The sequence below is a fragment of the Paraburkholderia sp. BL23I1N1 genome (assembly GCF_003610295.1).
In the GTDB taxonomy this organism is placed as follows: domain Bacteria; phylum Pseudomonadota; class Gammaproteobacteria; order Burkholderiales; family Burkholderiaceae; genus Paraburkholderia.
In genome coordinates this window covers 4,505,242-4,530,271 of sequence record NZ_RAPV01000001.1, presented here as the reverse complement: position 1 = coordinate 4,530,271, position 25,030 = coordinate 4,505,242, and the positions used below count along the sequence as shown (strand labels likewise).

Below are 25,030 nucleotides of genomic sequence, written 5' to 3'. Positions count from 1 at the left end.
TCTCCTCAGGCTGCGGTCGCGGATGCAAGTTCGGCTTGATGCGCGGCTTGCGGCACTTCGATCACGCGTTGCACGAAGATGCCGGGCGTGACGATATGTTCCGGATCGAGCATACCGAGCGGCACCACTTGCGATACCTGCGCGATGGCCGTTTTCGCCGCACTCGCCATGATCGGGCCGAAGTTGCGAGCGGTCTTGCGATAGACCAGATTGCCCCAACGGTCGCCCTTGAACGCCTTGATCAGCGCGAAGTCCGCATGCAGCGGCGACTCCAGCACGTAATGCTTACCGTCAATTAGACGCGTTTCCTTGCCTTCGGCGAGTTTGGTGCCATAGCCAGTGGGCGTGAAGAACCCGCCGATGCCAGCGCCCGCCGCGCGAATGCGTTCCGCGAGGTTGCCTTGCGGAACGAGCTCGAGTTCGATTTCGCCCGCGCGAAAGAGCGCGTCGAACACATACGAATCGGATTGGCGCGGGAACGAGCAGATGATCTTGCGCACCCGTTTGGCTTTGAGCAGCGCCGCGAGGCCGATGTCGCCGTTACCGGCGTTGTTGTTGACGATGGTGAGTTCGCGCGCGCCTTGTTCGATGAGCGCGTCGATCAGTTCGGACGGCATACCGGCCGTGCCGAAGCCGCCGATCATGACGGTCGCGCCGTCCTGGACATCGGCAATCGCCGATTGAAGTGACTCGAAAATCTTGTTGATCATGTCGAATTTCCTTTGGGGGCGCTGCGTGCCGCTGGGCTTTCTGCTTTTTGCCTTTGCAGGCATGGGCTTGAGCGAGATGCTCTCCACGCCTGTGCTGGCGGCGGCTCGCCGGGTGGAGATGCGGGCTGGCGCCTTTCGTTTGTTCGCTGTCGAATTGTTCGATATATGAACATGGATTCGTTTGGCGAACGTTGAGGCGATTATGGTTGCCCTTCGGGCGGGTTGTCAAGGTTGGGGATTCCCCTTAATCATAGGTTTTTTTGGTTGCCCGGCGGGGCGGTTTGCTTTGTTGTCTGTCTGGCTTTTTGGGGGCTTTTCGGTGTTTGCCTTCGCGGCGCTTTGTTTGTCTGTATGTCTGGGGCGTTGGCCTTTCCTTGCTTTGTTAGTGGTCTATTGGCGTCGCCCCTGTGTGGGGCGGCACCTGTAGTGGTCAAGTAAATTTGGACACCGACAAAGGAAGTTGTTAAAAAAATGAAGTCTCGTGCCGCACCGGCGGCACTCCGTTCGTTGCCGAATGGATCTGCCGGCAGTTATAAAAATCGTCGATATAGGCCTTGATGTCGCGTTCGGCTTCTGCGTGATCGAGGTACCCCTTTGGGTTCAGCCATTCACTTTTCAGGCTTCTAAAGAAGCGCTCCACGACCGCGTGTCCCAGAAGTTTCCCTTTCTGCTCATGCTCTGAACCATGCCGTTGGCCTTCAGATCGCCCACAAAGTACGCGCTGGTGTACTGACAGCCCTGATCGGAATGAAACTTCACCCCGGGTGGTGGACGCCGTCTGGCGCGAGCCTGCTGGATGGCCTTGATCACCAGCTCCGTGTCGGCCTGCAGCGCGAATGCCCAGCCGATGATTCGGCGCGAATGCAGATCCATCACGATGGCCAGATAGGACCAGCCCTGACGCGTGCTCAGTGGAGTAAGAGACAGGGCGTAGTCGAGCTATTTCCCTGCCGCCCCGCACAGCAATGCTCTCAACTTAAGCCTTAAAGGGCTTGTAAACGAGGCATTGCTCCTGTAAACTTCATCGCATAACTCACTGATAAATCAACGATATGAACTCAAATACCAGCGTCCTCGCGGTTTCTGGCTGAGTTCTCCGATTTCCTGCTCGATCCGGCGCTCGCCGATCGCGTGCGTCGTTCTCCGACCGCCTTTACCCGCAATCGCAGACTGACCTTGCCGCGCATGGCCGCGCTGATGATGTCTGGCATGTGCGCCAGCGTGCAGACCGAACTTGACGCGCTATTCGGCGCACTGGGAAGCGGCGGACGCACCCGCGCTGTCAGCGCACAGGCCTTCAGCAAGGCGCGACAGGGACTGTCTGCCGAACTGTTCGAACTGGCCCGCACCCGCCTGATTTCACTGGCCCAACCCCATATCGATTCGATGCGCTGGAACGGGCTGAGACTGGTCGCAGCGGACGGTAGTCGCCTGCGTGTGGGCACGCGTCGCGGCCATGAACTGCGCGCCGATCACTACGCGTTTGCGCTGTTCCTGCCGGGCTCCGAACTGACCCTGCACGCCGCACTTCATCCCGCCGACGGCGGCGAGCGGCAGATGCTGTTCGAAGCCCTCGATGTACTGCAGCCGCGCACCGACCTGCTGCTGCTCGATCGCGGCTATATCGGCAACGCGATGGTGGCGGCGCTCGCGCAGCGCGAGATCCCGTTCTGCATGCGCGTGGATGCGCGTAACTGGAAGTGCGTCACCGTCTTTGCCCGCAGCGGTAAAGCCGAGCGCGTCGTGACACTGGAGGCGCCCAGCGAACTGGATGCCCGCGACTATGAACTGGCGCGTACGCCGACGACCGTGCGGCTGATCCGCGACGTCACGCCAGGCGGGCGCGTGCGTGTGCTGATGACCTCGCTGCTCGATGGCGAGCGTTATCCGGCCGCATCGTTCGGCGCGCTCTATCACCAACGCTGGCGGGTCGAGGAGGCGTTCAAACGACTCAAGCACCGTCTCAGGCTGGAAGCCGTTACAGGCCTCGATTACCTGGCATTGCAGCAGGACTTCGGTGCAAAAATCCTCGCCGACAACCTGTGTACATTGCTCAGCGATCTCGATGCGCCGCACGACGACAGACATGCCAGCCGTCCTAACCGGGTGTACGCACTGGGCGCACTAAAGCCCATCCTCGGCGCGTGCCTTCTGCGCATCCGGCGCTGTCTGGACGGCCTTGCCGGTGTGCTGGAAATGATCCACCAGACCCGATGCCGGATACAGCCCTCACGCTCCTATCCAAGGCCACCCAGAAAAGCCAAGCCCCACTTCCATCTCGCCTACAAACTCGCCTGATGCAGTGGGGCTTAAGTTGAGAGCATTGCCCCGCACAGGGGCGACGCTAATAGACCACTAACAAAGCAAGGAAAGGCCAACACCGTAGGCATACAAAAGACCAAGCGCCGCACGGCAAAAAACCACTATCCAAAACAAAGATTATTAAACTACCCTCTATCCAGAAACCAAATACCCAACCCCGAAAAAGCGCCGCAGGCAAAAAACCTCAGCATGCCCAACACAAACCTGGATCTAAACCTGATCCCCTACCTCGTAGCAATGGAAGACACCTGCAATGTCAGCCGCGCGGCGGACCAACTCGGCGTCAGCCAACCCCGCGTCAGCACCGCGCTAGGCCGTCTACGGGAATACTTCGACGATCCACTCTTCGTCAGAACATCCAAAGGCATGGAACCCACGCCGCGCGCGCTCGCCATTCTCCCCGCCGCCCGCGACGCGCTCCTGCGTATCGAGAAAGGCATGCTCGACGTGCAGGACTTCGATCCGGCCACCAGCACCCATACCTTCTCCATCGCGCTCTCCGACGTCGGCGAAATCGTCTTCCTGCCGCGGCTCCTGCAACTGTTCGCCGAACGCGCGCCATATGCGAATCTGCGCTCGGTGTCGCTCTCGCCCTCGCACGTGGAACGTGGACTCGAATCGGGCGACGTCGATCTCGCCGTGGGCTATTTCCCCGATCTGTCAGGCAACAACTTCTTCCAGCAACGGCTCTTCACCCATCGATTCATCTGCCTCATGCGGACAGGGCACCCCCTTTCGAAGGCGCCGCTCACATTGCAGCAGTACGTCGCGTCGGGCCACGCAGTCGTACGGGCCGAAGGACGCAGTCAGGAAGTCCTCGAACACTTCCTGGAAAAGAAACGCATCAAGCGCCGCGCCGTACTCGAAACGCCGCACTTCATGAGTCTGCCGTTCATCCTCGCACGCACCGATCTGCTCGCGACCGTGCCGCATGCCATCGGTTTCGCGTACGTGTCGGAGCATGCGTCGATCACGCTGGTCGAGCCGCCGCTGCCGTTGCCGCGCTTCGATCTGCGACAGCACTGGCATCGCAAGTTTCATAACGATCCGCGGGCGAGCTGGCTGCGCGGTATCGTCGCCGAACTCTTCAACGACGCCATGGACGAGTGGCCGAAGTGAGCTCGCGCCCCGTCCGCGAAAGGGTCATCGGCACCACCCGGCGCAAAACATGGAACAATGGCCGCACTCATTGACCCCGCGCGCTCCGTCCAGCGTCGACGCGCGATCCCAGAGGAGCGACGGATGGCCAGCAGCAAACCAAAGAAAACCAAACCCTCGGCCGCAGCGGAGCGCCCGAGCCGCGACGAAGCTGAAGCAGCAGTTCGCGTGCTGCTGCGTTGGGCCGGCGACGATCCCAAGCGCGAAGGTCTGATCGATACGCCTGCGCGCGTGGTGCGCTCCTATGAGGAGTTCTACGCGGGTTATCAGGTCGACCCGCGCGAGATCCTCGCCCGCACCTTCTCCGAAGTGGACGGCTACGACGAAATGATCGTGCTGAAAGACATCCGCTTCGAAAGCTATTGCGAACACCACATGGTGCCGATCATCGGGCGGGCGCACGTTGCCTATCTCCCCGGGCATCGGGTGGTCGGCATTTCGAAGCTGGCGCGCCTCGTCGATGCGTTCGCCAAACGACTGCAGATCCAGGAAAAGATGACCGTGCAGATCGCCGATACGTTGAACGACGTGCTGCAACCAGCCGGCGTCGGCGTGATTCTCGAAGCCGCGCATCAATGCATGTCCACACGGGGCGTACACAAAGCCGGTGTCACGATGGTCACCTCGCGCATGCTGGGCACGTTCCGCACCGATCCGTCGACGCGTCGCGAGTTTCTGTCGATCGTGGGCAATCCCGGCGTGGTGGCGGTCGCCAATACCTGAATCGCTTCGCGCCACGGCTTCGAACTACGGCCCAGGAAGTGCAGGCCCAAAAAGCCTGCCTTCCGACCAGTACCTCACGCCGCGCTGCGCACAATACGCATCTGCCCGAAGGTGGCCAGCAACACCGCGCCGAGCACGCATGCGACACCCGCGAGCGGCGCGGCGCTGACCGGTTCCCGTAACACGAGAGCGGCCAACCCGACCGCGCTCACCGGCACGAGCGCGGTCATGAGTCCGGCTTCCGCGCCGCTGATGCGCGCAGCGCCCGCATACCAGAGAACGAAACCCGCCACGGTCGGCACGAGCGCGTAATACAGCACGCCACTCAAGGCGCTCGCATCGAATGGCACGCTCCAGGGCCTTTCGAAGCACGCCGGCACGATCGCCACCGCGAAACCGAAGCCACACATCAACGCGGACAGCGGCAGCGGCGCGACCGGCGTGCGCAACTTGCGATTGAGCAGAATGAAAAGCGCCTCGCAGACGATCGCCGCGAACACCAACGCGTTACCCGCCAGCGAACCGGCCGCACGCGGCGCGGCGAAATCGTCGATATGCACGGTACACACCAGCACGCCCAGAGTGGCAAGAACGATCGCGCCGATCAACGCGGGCGCGGGGCGCTCACCCAGTGCAAGCATGGCGACCACGGCCGACACCGCCGGCAGCGTGCCGGCAATCACACCTGCATCGGCGGCCGACGCGAGCTTCATCCCACTGATGAGCAACACCGTATAGCCGACGCTGCCCGCCCCCGCCTGAGCGATCACGAGCATCGTGTCACGTCGATCGAGACGCGGCCAGCGCACGCCGCGCCAGCGCATCACCAGCACGAACAGCGGAAACGCAATGGCAAAACGCAATGCGGTCGCGCTAAACGGCGGCAATCCGCTGGCGATCGATTTGCTGACGACAACCGTGCTGCCGACCCCGATCATCGCCAGCGCGCAAAACAGGTATCCGACATATCGTGAGTTCATGCTGCGGTCCTATTCTTTTGAATGAACAGGCAGATTAGGAGCGGCAGACGCGTGCGGTCTTGAACGAAATTGCAGAGAATGCGCCTGCCAACGGTTCGCGGCACACCGCCGGCTTCACGCAATACCGGTGCAAATGCGGCCTGCGGTCAGGCGGGACCGGCCGGTGCCCCAATCAGGCCCATCGAGTATCCTGATCGAAATAGAACGTCACGCGGGACGCGCACAAACGAACCAAACGGACCAAACGGACCAAACGGGCAAGCGGGCAAGCGGGCAAGCCGATAAGCGTCAAAGCAACACACCTAGCGTCCCGGCACGACAAACTCCCGCCGCAGTGCGGCCCAACCGCAATAACAGGAGTTCTGCAATTGGTAGCATTTCCGTCGTCGGCGGTTTCAACCTGGGGCAGCGCGGTCGTCTTTCTCAACGTCCTGCTGACACGCCTCGGCCTGCCGATTCCCGCGGTCCCCATGCTGCTCTTTGCGGGCTCCGCGATTGCCGCCGGCACACTGTCGTTCTGGCCGATCCTGTGCGCCGCCGTGCTCGGCGCGCTCATCGGCGACGGCACATGGTTCGCCGCCGGCCGCATCTACGGACGCAAGCTGATTGCCGCTCTGGGCCGGCTCTCCCCGGCGGTCGATTCAAGGGTCGACATGGCTCGCTCGCTATTCGAGCGTTTCGGCGTGCCGCTCGTGTCGATCTCGAAGTTCGTCCCCGGACTGGGACTCATCACCCCGCCGCTGATGGGCACGACAGCGGTAGATGCCCGCATCTACGCCGTGTGGGACCTCGCCGGCGCCCTGGTGTGGGCCACCTTCTGGCTGCTCGGCGGCGCCGCGGCGGAAAGGGAGTTGCATATGCTGCTCGCCTTCGTCAGAGCGCGCGGCGGCACGGTGATCGACATCCTGCTGGCCGCGGCGCTGATCTATCTGGTGTACGTCCTGCAGCAGCGACGCCGCGAGCGGCGCCGTCTCGCGAACGCCGCCTCCGCGACCGCGTCGCAAGCGACACGCGGCGGATGGCGCCGCATCACGCCTTCCACGGTCCTGGATGCCCGGCCGCCCGCGTCGGCAGGCGACGCGCTGTGCCCTATTCCCGGCGCGCTGACGCTCGACCCGCATTCGCCTGAACAGATCGACGGCGCCTTGCTCGCTTACGACAAGGTGATTTACTGCATTTGTCCGGACAGCGCGACCGCCTTCGAGATCCGGCAACGGATGCGCCTGAACGGCTACACGCGGATTCGCGCGTTGAGGGGTGGACTCGACGCCTGGCAAAAGCGCGGGTTTCCGGTTGAACCACCATCGCCGGCAGAGGAATTGACCACCGGCAAGCGTGCGCCGCAGTGCTACGGCGCAGCACGCGACGCGGTGACCCTGCGCGGGTTCGCCCCGCGACGCAGCTAAAGCGCCAGAGAAAGCCTCTGAGCAATGGGGTCATGCAGAGTTGTTCGGGCCGCCTTGCCAGAACATGCAACCGCCGCTCAAGGCCGCATCAAAGTTTGCGCAGCAGTCCCGCTGCCGCGCGCATCCGGCGTTTGCGCTCCTTCCTGAGCCAATGAAGCACTGCATCGGTGTCGCCGGACCCGGCCAGCAAACTCATATTGCCGCGCAGCAGCATCTCGCTGGCGACAATATCGTTTAGCGTACCGAAACGCTTCTGAATCTGCTTTAACCGCTTCAGGACGCGTTTGTGGCTGCCGCTCAGCACCGGCTCGAAAAACTCGAGCAGATAGCGCACTTTCTTGCCCGCCTTTCTGACGTCGTGAAACGCGGTGTAATTGGAGCGCTTCGCCTGAGACGCGCGTTTTATACGTTTTTTCAGCGAACGTTCAGAAGCGGCCACGCGATTGTCGACGAACTCCTGCAGCGGCACACGCTCATGGGCCGTATTCAATTCCTTACTGGCGCTGGTCAGGGCGTCTCGCAGCAGATGTTTGACGTCCGCGTTCGAGAGCGTTTCACGACTTGTCGCCAACGCGCTGCCGCGCGCCTCCTCGAGCTTCGGCGCCACCTCGTGCGCGACGTGCTCGTCCTGGGCGATCAGTTCGATCAGAATGTCCCAGTCGCGCGTCTTGCCGGCGGCCGTCGCCAGATATTTATACAGCGCCCGTTGGCGCGTATTCTCGCCTTTGTCCAGCAAGGGTTCGAACGCCCACCACAACGAGCGCAACCGCCGCAGCGAGACGCGCAGTTGGTGCAGGGCTTCGGGCGAGGTGTCTTCGCGCACCGCATTGGCGTGTTCGATGGCCTCGTCGACGATGGGCGCCGCGTAGGAAGCGAAAGCCGACTCCGCCGAACACTCCGCGACGGCCGGCGTGCTGTCCGCAGGCTGATTGTCGATTTTCCGGCTCGCTCGCTTCATCGGACGTCCTTCAAAGGTCCATTTATCTCAGCCTAGCAAAAAAAGGTCCCGGTGGATATCCACCGGCGCGTCGCCTAAACTGCACCTGGATGGTCGCAGGAAAATGCGCGTTGCATGGATCGCAATCCGCCGCAAATCATGGCGGCCACCCGGATCGCGCGAGTGTCCGCAGGCGACCCCGGCCGCAGTCGAACAGCAAAAATCCGCTCCGCTGCACAAGCGCACTTCATACCTAGTTCTTTTCGGACCGCTTATCATTTTTGCGCGCCGTGATTCGTGGCTAATCCTGTAGCGCCAATCTTCACGTACCGCCCGCGAACGCCCGTCCAGCATAGCCGTCACGCCACTGTCATCATTACGACACACAGGCCCCGCAGGATCGGCAGTCCCGCGACAAACTTTTGGGGCTCACGCCATGCCGGAACTTTCGTACCCGCAACCGGGCGCTACAAGTGGAAAGGGGCGCAATATCGGCCTGATCATCTTTCTCGTTGTGATTGCGATCGGCGCTGCATATTGCGCCATGCATCTTGCAGCCGATCTCCAATCGGTTCGCGAAGCGTCCGTCCTGCCCTATCTCCTGCTCGGTGTTGCGCTCCTGATCGCGCTCGGCTTCGAATTCGTCAACGGCTTTCATGACACGGCCAATGCGGTCGCCACCGTGATCTACACGCATTCGCTCGCGCCTAACATAGCAGTGGTCTGGTCCGGCGGATGGAATTTCCTCGGTGTGCTTACTTCAACGGGCGCGGTTGCGTTCGGCATTCTGCAACTGCTGCCCGTGGAATTGATTCTGCAAGTGGGGAGCAGCGCGGGCTTTGCGATGGTCTTCGCGTTGTTGATCGCCGCGATCATCTGGAATCTGGGCACCTGGTATTTCGGACTGCCGTCGTCGAGTTCGCATACGCTAATCGGCTCGATCATCGGCGTCGGTCTGATGAATCAGCTGATGCACGGCGCGAGCGGCACGAGCGGCGTGGACTGGAATCAGGCGCTCGGCGTGGGCAAGTCGTTACTGTTTTCGCCGCTGGTCGGCTTTCTGGCTTCCGCTTTGCTGCTGTTGATCCTCAAGGCCGTGGTGCGCATTCCCGCGTTGTATGCCGAGCCAAAGGGCAAGAAGCCGCCGCCGTTCTGGATTCGCTGCCTGCTGATTCTGACCTGTACGGGCGTTTCATTCGCGCACGGTTCGAACGACGGGCAGAAAGGCATGGGTCTCATCATGCTGATCCTGATCGGTACGGTGCCCACGGCCTACGCGCTGAACAAAGCCGTCACGCCGGCGGAAACGCAGACCTTCATCGCGGTCGCGCAACACACGGCGGACACGCTCGGCAAATACACTCAGGGCGTGGCACCGTCCGCCGATCCGCGCGGCGATGTCGAAGCGTACGTGCGCACCCGTCAGTTGACGCCCGCCACCGTGCCGGCCTTGCAGCAACTCACCACGTTGATCGGTCAGCAGGTCGGGGCATCGGGATCGATGGCCGCCGTGCCGCAAAACATCGTGGATAACGTGCGCAACAACATGTATGTCGCGTCCGAAGCGATCCGTCTGATGGACAAGGCCAAACAGCCGGCCTTCGCGCCGGACGACGCCAAAGCGATCGACAACTTCAAGGCGCAAACCGATCACGCCACCAAGTTCATCCCGACTTGGGTCAAGGTCGCCGTGGCTATTGCCCTCGGTCTGGGCACGATGGTTGGATGGAAGCGCATCGTCGTGACGGTCGGCGAGAAAATCGGCAAGCAGCATCTGACCTATGGACAGGGCGCATCGGCTGAAATGGTGGCGATGCTGACGATCGGTGCGGCCGACATGTACGGCTTGCCGGTCTCTACCACGCACGTGTTGTCGTCGGGCGTGGCGGGCACCATGGCGGCCAATGGCTCCGGTTTGCAATGGGCCACCGTGCGCAGCCTGATCCTCGCCTGGGTGCTGACGCTGCCGGTTTCGATCGCTTTGGCCGCGGGTCTGTACTGGGTGTTCCGGATGGTGTTCTGAAACGGCTGAATTCGCTGGTGCCGCTGTAGCCGGTCTCAAGTCCGGCCACAGGGAAGATAAAAAAGCGCGGTTCTTGCCGCGCTTTTTTATTTCACCAAGCTGACACCCGACGCCCGATCAATACATCTCGGGCACAATCATCGACGACGGCACCGGCTGGCGGCTGTATTCATCGTGATAAACCCGTGAAGGCAACTCGATGGTCGGGTGTTCGATCTCGTGATACGGCACCTGGCTCAACAGGTGATGAATGCAGTTCAGGCGCGCGCGCTTCTTGTCGACGGCCTGCACGACCCACCACGGCGCCTCGGGAATGTGCGAGCGCTGCAGCATGACTTCTTTCGCCTGTGTATAGGCTTCCCAGCGACGCCGGCTTTCCAGATCCATCGGGCTCAGCTTCCACTGTTTCAGCGGATCGTGAATGCGGTTCTGAAAGCGGATTTCCTGTTCTTCATCGGTGATCGAAAACCAGTATTTGAGAATCTGCACGCCGCTTCGCGCCAGCATCTTTTCGAATTCCGGCACCGAGCGGAAGAACTCTTCGTACTCGTCGTCGCTGCAAAAATTCATCACGCGTTCGACGCCTGCGCGGTTGTACCAGCTGCGGTCAAACAGCACCATTTCGCCGCCGGCCGGCAGATGCGACACGTAACGCTGGAAATACCACTGCGTGCGTTCGCGGTTGTTCGGCGCCGGCAATGCCGCCACCCGGCACACGCGCGGATTGAGCCGCTGCGTGATGCGTTTGATCGCGCCGCCTTTGCCGGCCGCATCGCGTCCTTCGAAAATCACCACCAGGCGATGCCCGGTCTGCACGATCCAGTCCTGCAGTTTGACGAGTTCGCCCTGCAACCGGAACAGCTCGCGGAAGTACACCTTGCGTGCCTCGCGATGCTCGGGCGTAAAACCGTCCGCACCGTCGATGATGCGATCGTCGACCTCCATTTCGAGCTCCTCGTCATACGCATCGATGAGGTCTTCCTCGAAACGGCGTTGCCGTTCTGCCATGACTTCGGCCTCGGGTCTCGGATCCAGCTCTTTCATTGCGACTCTCCTGGCAACGGAAATGGTTAGGCGCGCGGCACATGCACGTCGCGAACGGGGTCGATTATCGAAGCGCGAGGTGTCAGCCGTGTTACTGGCGCCGCAGCCGCGCCTTGGGCGCGATCGGCGCGATGGGCGCTCGCCTTCACGATGCCCATGATAGCGAGTTTTGCGTGCCCGCCCGGCGCTAACGCAATGGTCTCGCGAAGCTGAGTTCGTGGCCATCGGGATCGGTAATGTGAAAATAACGCTCGCCCCACGGCGCATCGGCGGGTTCGGACGACGGCTTCAAGCCCGACGCCAGCGCTTTCCGGTAGAGCGCATCGACGTCCGACACATAGAAAATCACGCGGCCCCACCAGTTGACCGGGGCGCGCGCATCGACGATCAGGTTCAGATACGAGCCGCCAAATGCAAACGACGTGAAAGCTTCGTGCGAACCGCCGAATTTGATCGGAAAGCCAAGCGCTTCGTAAAACAGCACGGCGCGCGGCATATTGCCGGTGGCGAGCGTGATGGCGCTGAGCGATTCGATGCGCGGCTCGGTCGGGTCCGCCGGCGCACTTGAGGCGCTCGACGAAGCAGAGGCTGCGGATGATGTGGCAGGTGAGTTCATGGCGGCTGTCTCCTTGTTGGTATGGTAGCGCCGGACGGACACGCGTGGCGCGTGGCGCACAACCCCGCCCCCCCCCCGACCGCACTTGAAAACCCGCGCACCGCCCTGCATGTGGGTTCCCGCTTATCCGGAGCATCGCCATGGGAAGCCGTCCACGCTTCATTGATGACCTGTCGCGCGCCGCATCCGACGCCCCCGGGCCCGATCCGCTCAACGTTTTATCCGACGACGCTCTGCTCGACGCCTATTCCCGCACCGTAATCGGCGCGCTGGAACGCGTTCAGCAAGCGGTCGCCTTCATCTCCGTCGAACGCCGGCTGCCGGGCGCCCCCTCCGGTCGCGATAGCCGCGGCGCGCGCGGCGGCACCGGCTCGGGCTTTCTGTTCACGCCCGACGGCTATTTGCTCACCAACAGCCACGTGGTGCATGGCGCCACGCACATCACGGTGACGCTCGCCGACGGCGCGAAATTCGACGCCGATCTGGTCGGCAACGATCCCGGCAGCGATCTGGCCGTGCTGCGAATCGGCTCGCCGGAACCGTTGCCGCACGTCGAACTCGGCGAATCGTCGAAGCTGCGGGTCGGCCAGATCGCGATCGCGGTCGGCAATCCGCTCGGCCTCGCGCAAACCGTGACGACAGGCGTGGTCTCGGCGCTTGGCCGCTCGCTGCGCTCGAATTCCGGCCGCATGATCTACGACGTGATCCAGACCGATGCCGCACTCAATCCCGGCAATTCGGGCGGTCCGCTGATCAATTCGGCCGGTCAGGTGATCGGCGTGAACACCGCGATCATTCCCGGCGCGCAGGCCATCTGCTTCGCCACCGCGATCGATACGGCCAAGTGGGTCATCATGCAGATCTTCACGCACGGCCGCGTGCGGCGCGCGTACATCGGCGTGGCAGGCACCACGCTGCCGCTGTCGCGCCGCGTGCAGCGCTATTTCGACCTGGACGCGGAAAGCGGCGTGCATGTCATGGAAATCGTCAAAGGCAGTCCGGCGGCACTCGGCGGTCTGCGCACCGACGACACGATCGTCGCGATCGATGCGCTCGCGGTGCAAGACGTCGACAGCCTGCAACGCACGCTCGACGCGTCGCGGATCGACAAGCCGGTCAGCGTGACCGTGTTGCGCGGCGCACAACGGGTCGAACTGACCTTGACGCCGGTTGAGCAGACGAGTTGATTCGTCCGACTACCCGCGGTGGAAAAAGCCTTGCGTTCAATCGAGCCTGGGAATCAAACGGCCTCACGCTCCATGAATATCGGCGGATAAAAAAAAGCCTCGCGCTCAAAATCGAGCGCGAGGCTTTTTTGCACCCGGCGCATCCGCAAAGATGCGCCGCGCAGAGGCACTTAATCGATTTAATTCAAACCGATTTAAGTCAATCGCTCACTGGATCACCCGCGTCACACCACGGCCGCGCGGATCGGCTGCGGCTTCCGGCGTATCACCATTGACCTTGATCGCCTGGATGTCGCCGCTGAAATCCTGCCCCTTCAGCGTGTAGCCCTTGGCTTCGATCTGCTTGGCGAGTTCGCCCTCGATCGGCTTGTACGGCTCCCAGAAAATCGTGTTCGGCGGCAACAGCTGATGATGGAAGCGCATCGCGCCCACAGCTTCCGGCAACGGCATGTTGAAGTCGTAGATGTTGTTGATCACCTGGAAGATCGACGTGAAGATACGCGAGCCGCCCGGCGTGCCGATGACGAGCGACACCTTGCCGTCTTTGGTCAGAATCGTCGGGCTCATCGACGACAACGGGCGCTTCTTCGCTTCAATCGAATTCGCGTCGCTGCCCACCACGCCGAACATGTTTGCGACACCCGGCTTCGCGGAGAAGTCGTCCATCTCGTCGTTCAACACGATGCCCGTGCGATCCGCTATCACGCCCGAACCAAAGTAGCCGTTGATGGTGTACGTGTTCGACACGGCATTACCCCACTTGTCGATCACTGAGAAGTGGGTGGTTTCCGCTTTCTCCGGCATCGACGTGCCGAGGCCGGCCTGAATGCTCTTCGTATCCGAAGGCGCGCTCGGATTGACTTCGGCTGCACGCTTGGCGATGTATGCGTCGTCGGTCAATTGCGCGACCGGCACCTTGTAGAAGTCCGGATCGCCGAGATACTGCGCGCGATCGGCGAACACGCGCTTCTCGATTTCAGCGATCAGGTGTACGTACTGCACGGAATTAAGCGTGACGTCCTTGAAGTCCGGCGCAATGTCGGCCTTCATCTTCAGCAACTGGACGAGGCCGATACCGCCGGAGCTCGGAGGCGGCGCGGTAATCACGCGATAGCCGTTCCAGTCCGCCTGGATCGGCTGGCGCCACACCGCCTTGTACTGCTGCAGATCGGCCTTCGTAATCAGACCGTGACCGCGCATGGACGCCGCGATCAGATCCGCCGTCTTGCCCGAGTAGAAGTCTTTCGCGCCCTGATCCGAAATGCGCTGCAGCACGGCGGCAAGATCCGGTTGCTTGAAGTTGACGCCCTGCTTCAGGTTGCCAAAGTAGGTGTCGAAGTTGGTCTTGCCGGCAAAGTCTTTCGCGGCGTCGTCGCGGCGCTGCTGCAATTGCTCGCTGACCTCGAAGCCGTCGCGCGCGTAGTGAATCGCCGGTGCGAGCACCTGCTTCCATTTGAGCTTGCCGAAGCGGCGCTGCGCTTGCCACATGCCGTCGACGGTGCCCGGCACGCCCACCGCGCGATAGCCGAACAGGCTCATGCCTTTGATGACCTCGCCCTTGTCGTCGAGATACATGTTCTTCGTCGCGGCCAGTGGTGCGCGCTCGCGATAGTCGAGGAAGTACGGCTTGCCGTCGACATACAGCGTCATGAAACCGCCGCCGCCGATATTGCCCGCTTCCGGATACGTCACGGCAAGCGTGAAGGCAATCGCGACTGCCGCGTCGACGGCGTTGCCGCCTTCCTTGAAGATCTGTTCAGCGGCGTCGGCACTGTACTTGTCGGCAACTGCAATAGCGGAAGCCGTGAGGATCGCCGGCTGCGCTTTCGAGGGCGCTTTGGCGAAGGCCGGGGTGGCTTCTAGAAAACCGCTTGAAACAGAGACGAGTGCGACAAACGCAAGTCCGCTAACGGACGATTTGGCGTTGTGAAACAACTTCATTGGATATCCCCCAGGACGACTTCTTCATCTGACGATAATGAAAGCTGCCTTGGGCTTATAACATGACTGTCCCGCATTTGCGAAGTCGTTGCACGCAAATGGTGCATGTTGCAGCACACAAAAATACCTCGCTATATATGGATGAATATCCCGTCGGTAGCGCATTTAAATCTGCAGCAAATGTTCTCGACTTGCGACGCCGCGCGGCGACGTGTTTGCGAGGCGTTTGCAAACAAGCGCTCACGCACTTCCTCTGCTGCCGCGTGCGATTTCATCGCCGGCGCCTTGCGGCAAGCGTGCGGTCACAGGAATCGACAGGAACGAGAACAGACCGACCACGAGGAACGCCGGCCAGAAGTCGGAGAACACAATGGTCGAATGACCCTGCACGTTATGCGAGATTTGCAGCACGATGCCCGCGATCGTCACGCCGAGCCCCAACGAAATCTGCTGGATCACACTCGCGACACTCGTCGCGCGGCCAACGTCGCGGCTCGGAATATCCGCATAGGCCAAGGTATTCAACGAGGTGAATTGCAACGACGGGAAGAAGCCGCCGAACAGCACCACACACCAGATCAGCCAATGCGGCGTGCCGGGAAAGAACAGACCGTAGACGGCAATGGCCAGACCCGCGCAGCCGGCATTGAACATCAGCACGGTGCGGAAACCGAAGCGGCTGAGAATGCGCGATGCGGCCGCCTTCATGAAGATCGAGCCGAACGCGGACGCGCAGGTGATCGACCCCGACTTGAACGCCGTCATACCGAGACCTTCCTGCAACGCAAGCGGCAACAGAAACGGCACGGCGCCGAGGCCGATACGAAACAGCGAGCCACCCACCACGCTCGCGTGAAAACTCGGAATGCGCAACAGCCGCAAATCGAGCACCGGCAACTCGACGCGGTTCGCATACAGCACGTAGATCACCAGCAACACCACGCCGATCACGCACATGCTGACCGATACCGTGTTCGACACCAGTTCGCCGCCTACCAGCGAGAGCCCCAGCATGAATAGCGACGCCCCGCTCGCCGACAACACGAAACCGGTCCAGTCGAGCCGGCCGGGATGGGGTTCGCGCACGTTGGCAATGTGCTTGTTCGCAAGCCAGATACCCAGCAGGCCGATTGGAATGTTGATGAAGAAAATCAGACGCCAATGCAGATACGTCGTGATGAACCCACCGAGCGGCGGGCCCACTACCGGCCCGAGCAGCGCAGGCACCGTCAGATAGTTGACGGCGCGTATGAAGTCCGACTTGGGCACCGAGCGAAAAATGATGATGCGCCCCACCGGCACCATCATCGCGCCGCCGATGCCTTGCACGAAGCGCGCAACCACGAAGGTGCCGAGCGACGTGGACGCCGCGCACATCAGCGAACCGGCCATGAAGATGCCGATTGCCGTGCGGAACACCGTGCGTGAACCGAAGCGGTCGGCGACCCAGCCGCAAATGGGAATGAACACGCCGAGGCCGATGACATAAGCCGTCACGGCGAGCTTGAGGGTGATGGGGTCCTGGCCGAGATCGCGTGCCAGAACGGGCAGCGACGTCACGATGACCGTGCCGTCCACGTTTTCCATGAACATCGCGCACGCGACGATCAGCGGAACGATGAAAGTGCCTAAAGCGAGAGGCATTGGCATGACGGCGGGTTGCGAGGCCGCCGGTGTAAAGCGGCAATTATCGCACCGCAACGACAACGGATGTTGTTGAGTGAAGCATTTTCGTACTAACTCGTACTCACGTTAATCGCGCGCGGATATACGGCGCCCAATAGTTGAGCGCGCAACGATGCAGCAAACGAGCTACGAAAAAAGGATCGGGAGAGCAGCGAAAACACGACGCGATAGTGAGCCGGCAATTAGCCGGCCCATACATGCAATACAGCCGCCATTCAGGCGCGAGACTTAGCGCGATGCGCTGACCAGCGGTTGCAACTGCGGCAGAATCTCGGTGCTTGCGCGAGCGACGTCGTTCGGGAAGTCAATCTCGATCCACGGCGAGCCGGTCACGTCGGCCGTGTCGAACACCTGGCTGCGCTCCAGCAACAGGTCGCGCACGGCTTCTTCGTGCGGCATGTTGGCCCGGCCGCTATCCACGTAGCCCGCGACGATCTGCGTAAAACGTTGCGCGGTTTGTTGGCGGAAGCGGAAGAATCCCACCGATTCACCGATGGTGTCGTACTCGAGATTGACGGCGAGCTGCTTGCGCAATTCCACCGGCACGCCGTCTTTCAAGCACAGCTTGACGGGCTCGTCACCGGCTTCGAAATCACGGTCGATCAACAGACGGTTGACCGTCTCGCCTTCCACCAGCGCGCTCAGAATGCGCTCGTCGTAAAGCACGTCGGCGTCCATCAGCAGCACATCGCCGCCGCGCGTCAGCGCCTCGGCCACCGTGTGCACCGTCAGCACGCTGCCCAGGTCGTAACGCGGGTTCAGCACGGTGTCCACCTTATGCGGCCAGTTGATCCGCTCGAGTTCCGCCTGCACCGATTCCGGCTGAAAACCAAGCGCCAGCACGACGTCTGTCACGCCGGCGGTTTCAAGCATGTGCAGATGCCGTTCGAGCAGGCTCATACCGTCGAACTGCAACAGGCACTTCGGGAACTGTGCTTGCGGCGGTTGCTGGAGACGCAGGCCGAGGCCCGCTGCGAGGATGATGGCGCGCATGCGCAGTCCTTTTGAAAAAATTCGGAGATTAATCGACAACCGGCACGCGCGCCGTGGCGCGCCGCCGTTGCCAGCTTCGTTCGCTGAAGTGCAAAACCAGGAGTCCGGGCAAACCTAGCAGGATTTCACGTGCGCGCTTGGCGAGCGACAACGCCAGCGCCGCATCCGGCGGCAGACCCACGAGCGGCGCGAGCAGGAGATAACCGCCTTCCTGTACGCCGAGCGAGCCCGGGATCATGAACGCCGCGCCACGAATCGCCTGCCCGAGACTTTCGAGCAGGAGTGCGTCGACCCAGCCGACCGGATGGCCGAGAAAGCGCAGCGCGAGCCACACCTCGACCGTGCCGACGACCCAGCCCACCAGACTCAGGGCGAAGCTCGCCGCGACGCGGCCGCGCTCGCGGTATATCGCCTGCACAGCGGCGTCGACGGCTTCGGCGCGCGTCATCAGCGACGACCAGTCGCGCTTGCCGAACACCTTGGAGACCACGCCCAGCAGACGGCCAAACAGGCCGCGCCGCTGCGCGTAATAGAAGCCCGCGATCAGCGCGCCCAGCACGCCGGTTGCAATGAGCGTGGCGGTTCGCAGATCGTGAAGCGCGCCGTGCGCGGCATAGGCGCCGAACAGCAGCAGCCCGAGCAGCGCGAAAACGATTTGCGCGAGCGCCTGCATCGTGGTGCTGACGGTAATCGCGGCCGCCGCGTCACGCATGCGCATCCCGCGCTGGGACAATTGCCGCACCATCACCACGGGGCCGCCGATCTGGCCGGCCGGCAACAGGCTATTCACCGATTCGCCGATCCAGCGCGCGAACAAGGCGTCGCGCAGCGTCGCGTCGTGATGCACGCCGTCGCGCGGGCGCTGGAACAGCACCGAGATCGCACCGGCGTCGAGCACCAGCGGCACGAGGTGAAACGCCGCAGCCAGCACGAGCCCCCAGCCTGCCGCGGCCAGCGCCGAGGCCACGGAGCCAAAGCCCTGCCACGTGAGCAGGCCGACAAAAAGCGCTGTCCCGATCGACAGCAAAATCAGGGCCGCGCGTGTCATGCGTTGCTCTTGCCGCGCTTCGTCATCTGACGGAAAACCTGGCGAAAACCGAAGTACGCGATCGCGTCCTTCATGTTCGAGATGAAACGGCGCCACGGCCGCATGTTCGGATCGGTGACGTATTCGAAAGTCAGCGATACGCGCATTTCGTTGGCGCCCGCCGGTGTGATGCGATGACGCAATTTGTCGCCGTCGAAAAACACCAGGCCGCCCGGCGGAATCTGAACCGAGCCCGGCTGATCCGGCACGTCCGGATTGCGCGTATGCAATTCGTAATCGAGCCGGCACGACGATTCGTCGATCACGCCGAGCAGCAGCGTATAACGGCGGCCGTCATAGTACGAAGTATCGTAGTGCCAGCCGATGTGGTCGCCAGCGCGCGTGTAGTAGTACAGCGCATACGCGTGCGGATCGTCCGCGGGCGACACCTGCAACTTGTCGCCGCTGAGTTGCTCGAGCCAGCCGATCAGGTCCTTCGATCGATACAGCTCGGCGATGAACGGTGCGAGCCGGTCGATCGTATGACGGCTTACGCTGCCGCCCTGCTTGTGGCCCGGCAGATAGTTGCGGTTCACTTCATCAAGAAGCCCGCGCGCACTCTGGACCAACTGCGCGGTGACTTCGGGCGCGAGAAAATCTTCCAGATACAGGAACGCGTCCTGATCGGCAAAATCCCTGGAAAGACGCGGCGTGTCGAATGTCCGCGTGCGGCTCGCCACTGCGCGATCGGCATTCGATGCCGGCGCGGTCTGCATGGCCGGCAACGAGGCCGGCGAACGTTCAACTGAGATTGGCGCGATCACGTCGTCTTCGGCGTGCATACTCATTCGCTGGCCCACATTTGGCTGGTTTCAGAGGCCTTGGCGGAGGCGGCCGCCGAATGTGCGGCGCGACGCGCGATGCGCCAGTAATCGACCACGACCCAGACGGCAAAGAGCGGCGCACCAATCGACGCCACCACGACGAACGGCATGACGACGCTCGTCAGCGTGACGATGGGCAGCAGATACAGCACGTCTTCGGTTTCGAACCCGCCGACCGACGCCTGCTTCGTGCCCGCCTTGCCCGCCAACTCCTCGATCCGCATGCGCAGGAAGAAAATCAATGCGACCGCCACGCCCGCCACGGCACCGAGCCATCCGGGTGCAACGTTCATTGAGCCGATATGCGCCGTACCGATCCCCATGCCGACGAACAACATGATGGTGACGAGCGCGTCACACGCCAGATCGTAAAAATGACCGATCCGGCTCGACTTTCCGCCGATGCGCGCGAGTTCGCCATCCGTGTGATCGACGAAGTTCGACAGTACGATCAGCAAGGCGCCCGCATTGGTCCAGGCAAATCCGCCATGCGCGAGACACAGTGCGCCAGCCACACCAATCAGCAGGCGCAGCGTGGTCAGATGATTCGGCGTAACCCACGTATTAACGAGCGGCGTGACCAGCCGACGGGCAAGCCTAGCGTCCCACGTTCTAGGGGCCGGAACATTCAATGGAATTTTTGGAAGGGAATTCATAACCCGGAAATATATACGGGATCGTGAAAACGTGCCTCATTCCTTAACGTTTTCTTAAGGACCCCTTTGATGCCGCTGCGTGCCAGGCGCCGCGCAAGATCGGCCAAATCACGTTAAAGTGCGAATCCAGTTGCGCCTGTCAAGACGAATCACTTCGATGCGCAACGTTTTTCGGGTCGCTCCACCTGGCCGCCTCCCGTTGCGAGCACACTACATCGAACGCGGGTCGCCATTCACGCCTATGAAATGCTTGTTTTCTTCTGTACTCCTTGCTCTGACCATCACGGCGCTGCCGCTCGCCAGCCACGCCGCCGCGCTCGACGCGCCGCTGATCTGCAATGAAAGCGGTCATCAGTTCATCGCCGACCTCGCCCAGCAACAATTGATCGACCCGAAACCGACGCGGGTCGAAAGCAACTCCATCAATGCGTTTTCGCCGACGCAAGGCGCCGACCTGACCGCATTCGGCTTTCACGTCTTCGCGGTGGTCGGCTACGAAAAAGATGACCCGATGTTTCGCGTCGGCGACGGTGAACCGGTGGCCCGCTCCGCCTATGGCGTCGTGGTGTTCGGCAGCGAATCGAAGGTCCAGAGCGCGATCACCGAGGCCGGTAGCACGGCAATCGTCCATCGGGTGGCGCCGCTCGTGACCGCGATTTTCTGCAAGCGGAGTTGAGGCGGCTGGCCGGCGCGAAGCCGGGCAGGAAAATGGCCGATTGGGAGATAGGGGGCCAGTGCTTTACGCGTTATAATTGCGGCAGATGGATTTTTCGGGGCCCGCAAGGGCGTCTATCTGCCTCCTGGTCAAACAGGGTCCAGCCGTGCTGGTTACGTCGGGTCATACCGATCAAGCGCACCCGCGAGTTATGAGGCCCCCACGTGGGGCCTCACCTATTTCTGGCGCAAGGTCCCCGGTTAAGCGTGGCGGAGATTCGGATCGCGGATCGCCTCGCCCCTCAATATTTTTGCCGCCATCACGCGAAACCGCACGATACTCCGCCGGTTACGTGGAATTCCCGCCCTTGCCTTGCTGACGTCGCGCACGTAGGCGCTCTCAATGACAAGCCGCAATACACTCGCTCCCGCCCGGCGCAGGCGAAAAAACACTTCATATTCGACGGGCTCGCCGAGATGCGTAATGCCTTCGATCACGAGCCAGTTCGAATAGCCTGTGAAGTAGCAATGCCGCGCGCCCAACTACGCAACGATTGCCGGAAGTCCGAGCGACCAATGATGTCTGTCAAAGCAGAATGCGCGAGCGACGTGCCGGTGGTCGGGAATCCTGCGCTCATTACCAAGCACGTCGAAATCCAACCGCTCACCGGGCCTTGGCCCGAACGACACGCAATGAGACGCGTATTCGACATGGACGGTCGCCGTCGCGGCAGGAAACTTCGCAGAAGCGGGAATGGCAAGCGTGAACGTGCTGGCGAGCAGGTGCGACAAGCCATAACGGACGCTTGCCACGTCGATATGACCTTGCCGCAAAATTGAAATCCACTTCATACGCCAGCCGCGGGGGAAACCGCAAATTATCGCGAGAATCCCCCTTGCTGGCGCCTCAGCCAGATGGCCTATGCTGGGCCTATCGCCCCACCCCCGCCCCTACAGCTTGATCCCCGCCGGGTCCGCCGTCAGATATCCCACCGTCGCACCGAAGCGGTCTTTATAGTTCGCCCGCACGAGCGGATCGAGCGTCGATTGAACCTTGTCGTGCAACGGACTTTCCCAATCGCCGACATGCTGGAAGTTGCTCATCACGTATGTCCAGCCATTGATTTCGTCGACCGCGTGCAAACCCGTCGACTCCGCGCCCGCGGGACACGACAGCACACGTGCGAGCGTCTTCGTGTCGACGTTGTAAGCCCACAGAAAATTGTTGACGTGCATGCCGCTGTCTTCGCCGATAAACAGCGTGCGCAGTTTCTCCGAGAACTTCAGGTTATCCGGATTCGCAATGCGCTCCGGATTCGCCGTGTTGCCGAGCGCGTCGGCGGACGCCAGATCCTCGCCGACCAGCGCCGCGGGTGCGGCCATGTCCACCGGCACCCAGTCGCTGTTGATGGCGTTGCCGCCGCGGTCGCGCTGGCCGCCCTTCATGTTGAGCGCGTAGACCGCCCCGGCGTTGATGGCCTTGTCGACGGCGACGTCGGTCGAGGCGGCGTGCCCTCGCACCATCGATTTTTCGATGCGTGACATCGCCGAATACAGCACCTTGTCCTTCGCATTGAACGTCGTGCCTTCGAGCTTCGTGAAACCCATGCTGCCGCCCGTCAACGCTGCATAGCGATGCGTTTCGAGGAAGGTCGCGGCCTTGGTCATGCCCGGTTTGACGCGAACCCAGTTGAAGGTGCCGTTGTAGTTGATCTTCGTGTAGGTCGGATCGGCGGGGTCTTTGGTCGCGACGTCCATGATGTCGCTCGCGCGCAACTGGTTGGCAAGCGCCTCGATTTCGTCGCTGGTCGCGTGCCCCAGATTGATCCATGAGAGCGTCGCCGCGCCCGTGCCGCTCGCCGACACCTGCGTCCACTTCGCGACATACAGCGTCCCCGCCGACAGATCGGCCTCGCGATCGGCGATGAACATGAAGAGGCCGCCGTTGGTGGCGTCGTCGCCCATCAGCACGGTGCGCTTGTCAGGCATCACCTGAATCAGTTCGTGCGAGATGCGGCCGAGGCAGTAGTGCTTTTTGATCGTGCCGGTGCCGTCGGAATTGACCGTCACTTCCGGCAGATGACCATAGTGATAGGGATTGGCCGTGGTTTCGTTGCCGAACAGGCTGCGGCTGAAGCCCTTGAACTGGCTATTGGTCGCAATCGTCACGGCGTCCGGCTCGTACTCTTCACTCGACAGATGCGTATTCCACGGCGAGAGGCTCGCGCCGCACGTGATCCACAAACCATGTGCCTTCGACGTATCGACGTTGTGGTACCCCACCAGCGTGAGCTTGCCGGTGGCCGGGTCCTGATCGAGCGTGAGCACGGCGATCGGCGAGGGCAACTGGCCATACATCGAGGCCAGACTCTGATCGCGCGTCGCGTACTCGAACTGCACGACGGCAAATACCGCATTGCCCTTGAGCCCCTTCACCGCGGGCTTGTCGAGGCGGATCAGCGAGCTGCCGTCCGGACAATCCGAATAGAACTGGCGCTCCTTACCCGCAACGGATCTATCGATGATCGGCTGATTGTTGATGTCGAAGTAGCCGCCCGCCAGGATCGTCCCGCCCGTGATGTTCGGCACCGTATCGCCGGTGACGAAGAACGGCTGGTAGGCGAGCTTGAACGTGCGGCGGCTGCCGTCGCTCAGTTGCACCGAAAGGGTCGAGCCGACCGTGGTTTTCGCCATCGCGGCGGGGTCTGCCAGCGTCGGCGCGGCCATGCCGCTAAATGCCGCCGAGACGAAATTGGCCACCGGCTTGACCGGTGTCCTCAGGTCGTCGCCACCGCCTCCGCACGCGGTCAGCATCGATGCCGTCGCGAGACCGCCTAACGGCAGCATCGGCGCACCGGCGAGTAGTTTCAGGGCTTTGCGGCGGGAAAGGTCGAACGGCTCTGCCATGTTGTCGTGATCCAGGGTTTGGGTAGCGTGGGTGAATGCACAGCCGGCACGCACTCAGACCCAAAACCGCATGGTTCACGCTCGCGCCGCTATGACGCGAGGATTCTATGAAGCCAATGTGAAAGTATATTGACAGTCAATAGTAATATTCAATTTAGCTGTTCGTTAGCTAAACCCTGACATCACCGTTCTAGCCCGGACGACGGAATTCGTTTTCGACCCACGCAGAGGCACTCGCCTTGCTCAGCTTGAAGTTCGGCGCGACCTGCACTTGCGCGAGCTGCTCGCCGAATGTGTCGAGCGCGGTCAGCAGCGCGTACGGTTCGTCTTCGTCGGGAACGATGTCGAGCGTGATGTCGAGTTCGCCATTGCCGTCCGCACTGGCCACGCGCACTTCTTTGTGCAACTGGGCGCGCAGTTGCTGCTCATGGCGGCGCAACACCTCAGACGCGGTCTTCACCAGCGTGTTGAACGCCGACGTGTCGAGCGGCTTCGGGTCTTTCTTGTTGCGGCCCATCGTCCACGGGCCGACGAGCGCCGGTTCGGCTTCGCCGTCCTTGATCATTGCAACGGCCCAGCCTTCGTCGTCTTCGTTCTTGATCACGCGCGCGGTCCAGCCGTCGTCGCGCCACAGACGCGCTTCGTGCTGAGTTTCAGGCTGCGCTTCGTCCAGATGCTCGAGCGGGGTGTCTTGGATCCCGGACGCGCCTGCCATCGTGGAGTTAGCAGCAGTGTCGGACGATGGAAGGGGGGTATCGGTCATTACAGGTTTACTCACGTTCGCGGGGCGGAAACACATCTCAAGCCTGCGATTCTACCTGCCCCGCACACGCCCAATGCGGCCCTATGACGAACGGACAAGCCGGGGCAAGCTCCTTGCACGATTGCAATAGCGCATTTCGTTATTTTCGGAAGCTTATAAATTAACCATAAAAATACAAAAAAACGCGGCCCGGAAGCCGCGTATAAAGAGATGAAAAAGACACCCTTGGTCAAAGGGTGAAGTGAATTGTAGAACTGTAATTCGCCGGGATAGACCACATGAATCGGAAGAGTTCATTGCTGAAAACAGAATGAACCTAATTCAACGCAGCGATACGCTCAAATCCTTACTGAATATGACGCAGCGGGAGCGTCGCAATCGAGCAACATTCATAATTTAACGATCAATTACAG

General features: G+C 61.6%; 23 protein-coding genes and 1 pseudogene. 8 read left to right on the top strand and 16 right to left on the bottom strand.

Annotated elements, in window-relative coordinates; all coding sequences use genetic code 11:
- Nucleotides 1-5: 5 nt before the first annotated feature.
- A complete protein-coding gene (locus tag B0G76_RS21200) occupies nt 6-710 on the bottom strand; it encodes a 3-oxoacid CoA-transferase subunit A (protein WP_120294288.1) in 705 nt (234 codons plus the stop codon).
- Between B0G76_RS21200 and B0G76_RS42950 the strand changes: the two genes are divergently transcribed.
- A complete protein-coding gene (locus B0G76_RS42950; protein WP_183082107.1) occupies nt 703-879 on the top strand; it encodes a hypothetical protein in 177 nt (58 codons plus the stop codon). The genes B0G76_RS21200 and B0G76_RS42950 overlap by 8 nt on opposite strands.
- Nucleotides 880-1,173: 294 nt before the next feature.
- On the opposite strand, the pseudogene B0G76_RS21195 reads toward B0G76_RS42950, so the two are convergent.
- Nucleotides 1,174-1,631: pseudogene (locus B0G76_RS21195) on the bottom strand (IS3 family transposase); the annotation flags it as partial.
- A 141-nt stretch (nt 1,632-1,772) separates the two neighbouring features.
- On the opposite strand from B0G76_RS21195, the gene B0G76_RS21190 reads away from it, so the two are divergent.
- From B0G76_RS21190 to folE, 3 genes are all read left to right on the top strand, one after another.
- Entirely contained in the window at nt 1,773-3,008 is a 1,236-nt protein-coding gene (locus B0G76_RS21190) for an IS4 family transposase (RefSeq protein ID WP_310793961.1), read from the top strand.
- Nucleotides 3,009-3,221: 213 nt separating this feature from the next.
- On the top strand, nt 3,222-4,151 hold the full coding sequence (locus B0G76_RS21185) for a LysR family transcriptional regulator (RefSeq protein ID WP_120294286.1): 930 nt from the start codon (nt 3,222-3,224) through the stop codon (nt 4,149-4,151).
- A gap of 123 nt (nt 4,152-4,274) precedes the next feature.
- A complete protein-coding gene (gene folE / locus B0G76_RS21180; RefSeq protein ID WP_120294285.1) occupies nt 4,275-4,913 on the top strand; it encodes a GTP cyclohydrolase I FolE in 639 nt (212 codons plus the stop codon).
- Between the two features lie 74 nt (nt 4,914-4,987).
- On the opposite strand, the gene B0G76_RS21175 is transcribed toward folE, so the two are convergent.
- Nucleotides 4,988-5,893, bottom strand: coding sequence for a DMT family transporter (locus tag B0G76_RS21175; protein ID WP_120294284.1), 906 nt, complete (start codon nt 5,891-5,893; stop codon nt 4,988-4,990).
- Nucleotides 5,894-6,261: 368 nt separating this feature from the next.
- Here B0G76_RS21175 and B0G76_RS21170 point away from each other — a divergent pair, with 368 nt between their 5' ends.
- Complete coding sequence (locus tag B0G76_RS21170) at nt 6,262-7,299, top strand: VTT domain-containing protein (RefSeq protein ID WP_120294283.1); 1,038 nt, start codon at nt 6,262-6,264, stop codon at nt 7,297-7,299.
- A gap of 88 nt (nt 7,300-7,387) precedes the next feature.
- Here B0G76_RS21170 and B0G76_RS21165 read toward each other — a convergent pair whose 3' ends face one another.
- Complete coding sequence (locus tag B0G76_RS21165) at nt 7,388-8,257, bottom strand: CHAD domain-containing protein (RefSeq protein WP_120294282.1); 870 nt, start codon at nt 8,255-8,257, stop codon at nt 7,388-7,390.
- Between the two features lie 415 nt (nt 8,258-8,672).
- On the opposite strand from B0G76_RS21165, the gene B0G76_RS21160 reads away from it, so the two are divergent.
- On the top strand, nt 8,673-10,259 hold the full coding sequence (locus B0G76_RS21160; RefSeq protein WP_120294281.1) for an inorganic phosphate transporter: 1,587 nt from the start codon (nt 8,673-8,675) through the stop codon (nt 10,257-10,259).
- A gap of 117 nt (nt 10,260-10,376) precedes the next feature.
- On the opposite strand, the gene ppk2 is transcribed toward B0G76_RS21160, so the two are convergent.
- Both ppk2 and B0G76_RS21150 read right to left on the bottom strand, forming a co-directional pair.
- Nucleotides 10,377-11,303 carry a polyphosphate kinase 2 gene (gene ppk2 / locus B0G76_RS21155; RefSeq protein WP_120294280.1) on the bottom strand — a complete coding sequence of 309 codons (927 nt, stop codon included), beginning with the start codon at nt 11,301-11,303 and terminating at the stop codon, nt 10,377-10,379.
- 187 nt (nt 11,304-11,490) lie between these two features.
- Complete coding sequence (locus B0G76_RS21150) at nt 11,491-11,919, bottom strand: VOC family protein (protein ID WP_120296628.1); 429 nt, start codon at nt 11,917-11,919, stop codon at nt 11,491-11,493.
- A gap of 140 nt (nt 11,920-12,059) precedes the next feature.
- Between B0G76_RS21150 and B0G76_RS21145 the strand changes: the two genes are divergently transcribed.
- Entirely contained in the window at nt 12,060-13,106 is a 1,047-nt protein-coding gene (locus B0G76_RS21145) for a S1C family serine protease (RefSeq protein ID WP_120294279.1), read from the top strand.
- Nucleotides 13,107-13,313: 207 nt separating this feature from the next.
- On the opposite strand, the gene ggt is transcribed toward B0G76_RS21145, so the two are convergent.
- The 6 genes from ggt to B0G76_RS21115 all read right to left on the bottom strand — a co-directional run bounded on the left by ggt (nt 13,314) and on the right by B0G76_RS21115 (nt 20,293).
- Nucleotides 13,314-15,047 (bottom strand): gamma-glutamyltransferase, encoded by a 1,734-nt coding sequence (gene ggt, locus B0G76_RS21140; RefSeq protein WP_120294278.1) that lies wholly within the window; start codon nt 15,045-15,047, stop codon nt 13,314-13,316.
- 240 nt (nt 15,048-15,287) lie between these two features.
- Nucleotides 15,288-16,691, bottom strand: a complete 1,404-nt coding sequence (locus B0G76_RS21135; RefSeq protein WP_120296626.1) for an MFS transporter — start codon at nt 16,689-16,691, stop codon at nt 15,288-15,290.
- Nucleotides 16,692-16,961: 270 nt separating this feature from the next.
- Nucleotides 16,962-17,726 carry an NTP transferase domain-containing protein gene (locus B0G76_RS21130; protein ID WP_120294277.1) on the bottom strand — a complete coding sequence of 255 codons (765 nt, stop codon included), beginning with the start codon at nt 17,724-17,726 and terminating at the stop codon, nt 16,962-16,964.
- A gap of 28 nt (nt 17,727-17,754) precedes the next feature.
- The gene (locus B0G76_RS21125; protein ID WP_120294276.1) at nt 17,755-18,774 is read right to left on the bottom strand and encodes a flippase-like domain-containing protein; all 1,020 of its coding nucleotides are present in this window, start codon (nt 18,772-18,774) and stop codon (nt 17,755-17,757) included.
- Nucleotides 18,771-19,601: a 2OG-Fe(II) oxygenase gene (locus B0G76_RS21120; RefSeq protein WP_120294275.1), complete on the bottom strand. Its 831-nt coding sequence runs from the start codon at nt 19,599-19,601 to the stop codon at nt 18,771-18,773. Before B0G76_RS21120 ends, B0G76_RS21125 begins: the two co-directional genes overlap by 4 nt.
- Nucleotides 19,598-20,293: a CDP-alcohol phosphatidyltransferase family protein gene (locus B0G76_RS21115; protein WP_120294274.1), complete on the bottom strand. Its 696-nt coding sequence runs from the start codon at nt 20,291-20,293 to the stop codon at nt 19,598-19,600. The genes B0G76_RS21120 and B0G76_RS21115 overlap by 4 nt, the downstream gene beginning before the upstream one ends.
- A 241-nt stretch (nt 20,294-20,534) precedes the next feature.
- Here B0G76_RS21115 and B0G76_RS21110 point away from each other — a divergent pair, with 241 nt between their 5' ends.
- Nucleotides 20,535-20,969: a hypothetical protein gene (locus tag B0G76_RS21110; protein WP_120294273.1), complete on the top strand. Its 435-nt coding sequence runs from the start codon at nt 20,535-20,537 to the stop codon at nt 20,967-20,969.
- A gap of 239 nt (nt 20,970-21,208) precedes the next feature.
- Here the strand turns inward: B0G76_RS21110 and B0G76_RS21105 are convergent, their stop codons facing one another.
- The 4 genes from B0G76_RS21105 to B0G76_RS21090 form a co-directional block, all read right to left on the bottom strand.
- Nucleotides 21,209-21,445 carry a hypothetical protein gene (locus B0G76_RS21105; protein ID WP_147394070.1) on the bottom strand — a complete coding sequence of 79 codons (237 nt, stop codon included), beginning with the start codon at nt 21,443-21,445 and terminating at the stop codon, nt 21,209-21,211.
- Between the two features lie 45 nt (nt 21,446-21,490).
- Nucleotides 21,491-21,799 carry a hypothetical protein gene (locus B0G76_RS21100; protein ID WP_120294271.1) on the bottom strand — a complete coding sequence of 103 codons (309 nt, stop codon included), beginning with the start codon at nt 21,797-21,799 and terminating at the stop codon, nt 21,491-21,493.
- 99 nt (nt 21,800-21,898) lie between these two features.
- Entirely contained in the window at nt 21,899-23,854 is a 1,956-nt protein-coding gene (locus B0G76_RS21095) for a PhoX family phosphatase (RefSeq protein WP_120294270.1), read from the bottom strand.
- Between the two features lie 190 nt (nt 23,855-24,044).
- On the bottom strand, nt 24,045-24,617 hold the full coding sequence (locus B0G76_RS21090) for a hypothetical protein (protein WP_120294269.1): 573 nt from the start codon (nt 24,615-24,617) through the stop codon (nt 24,045-24,047).
- Nucleotides 24,618-25,030 lie beyond the last annotated feature (413 nt).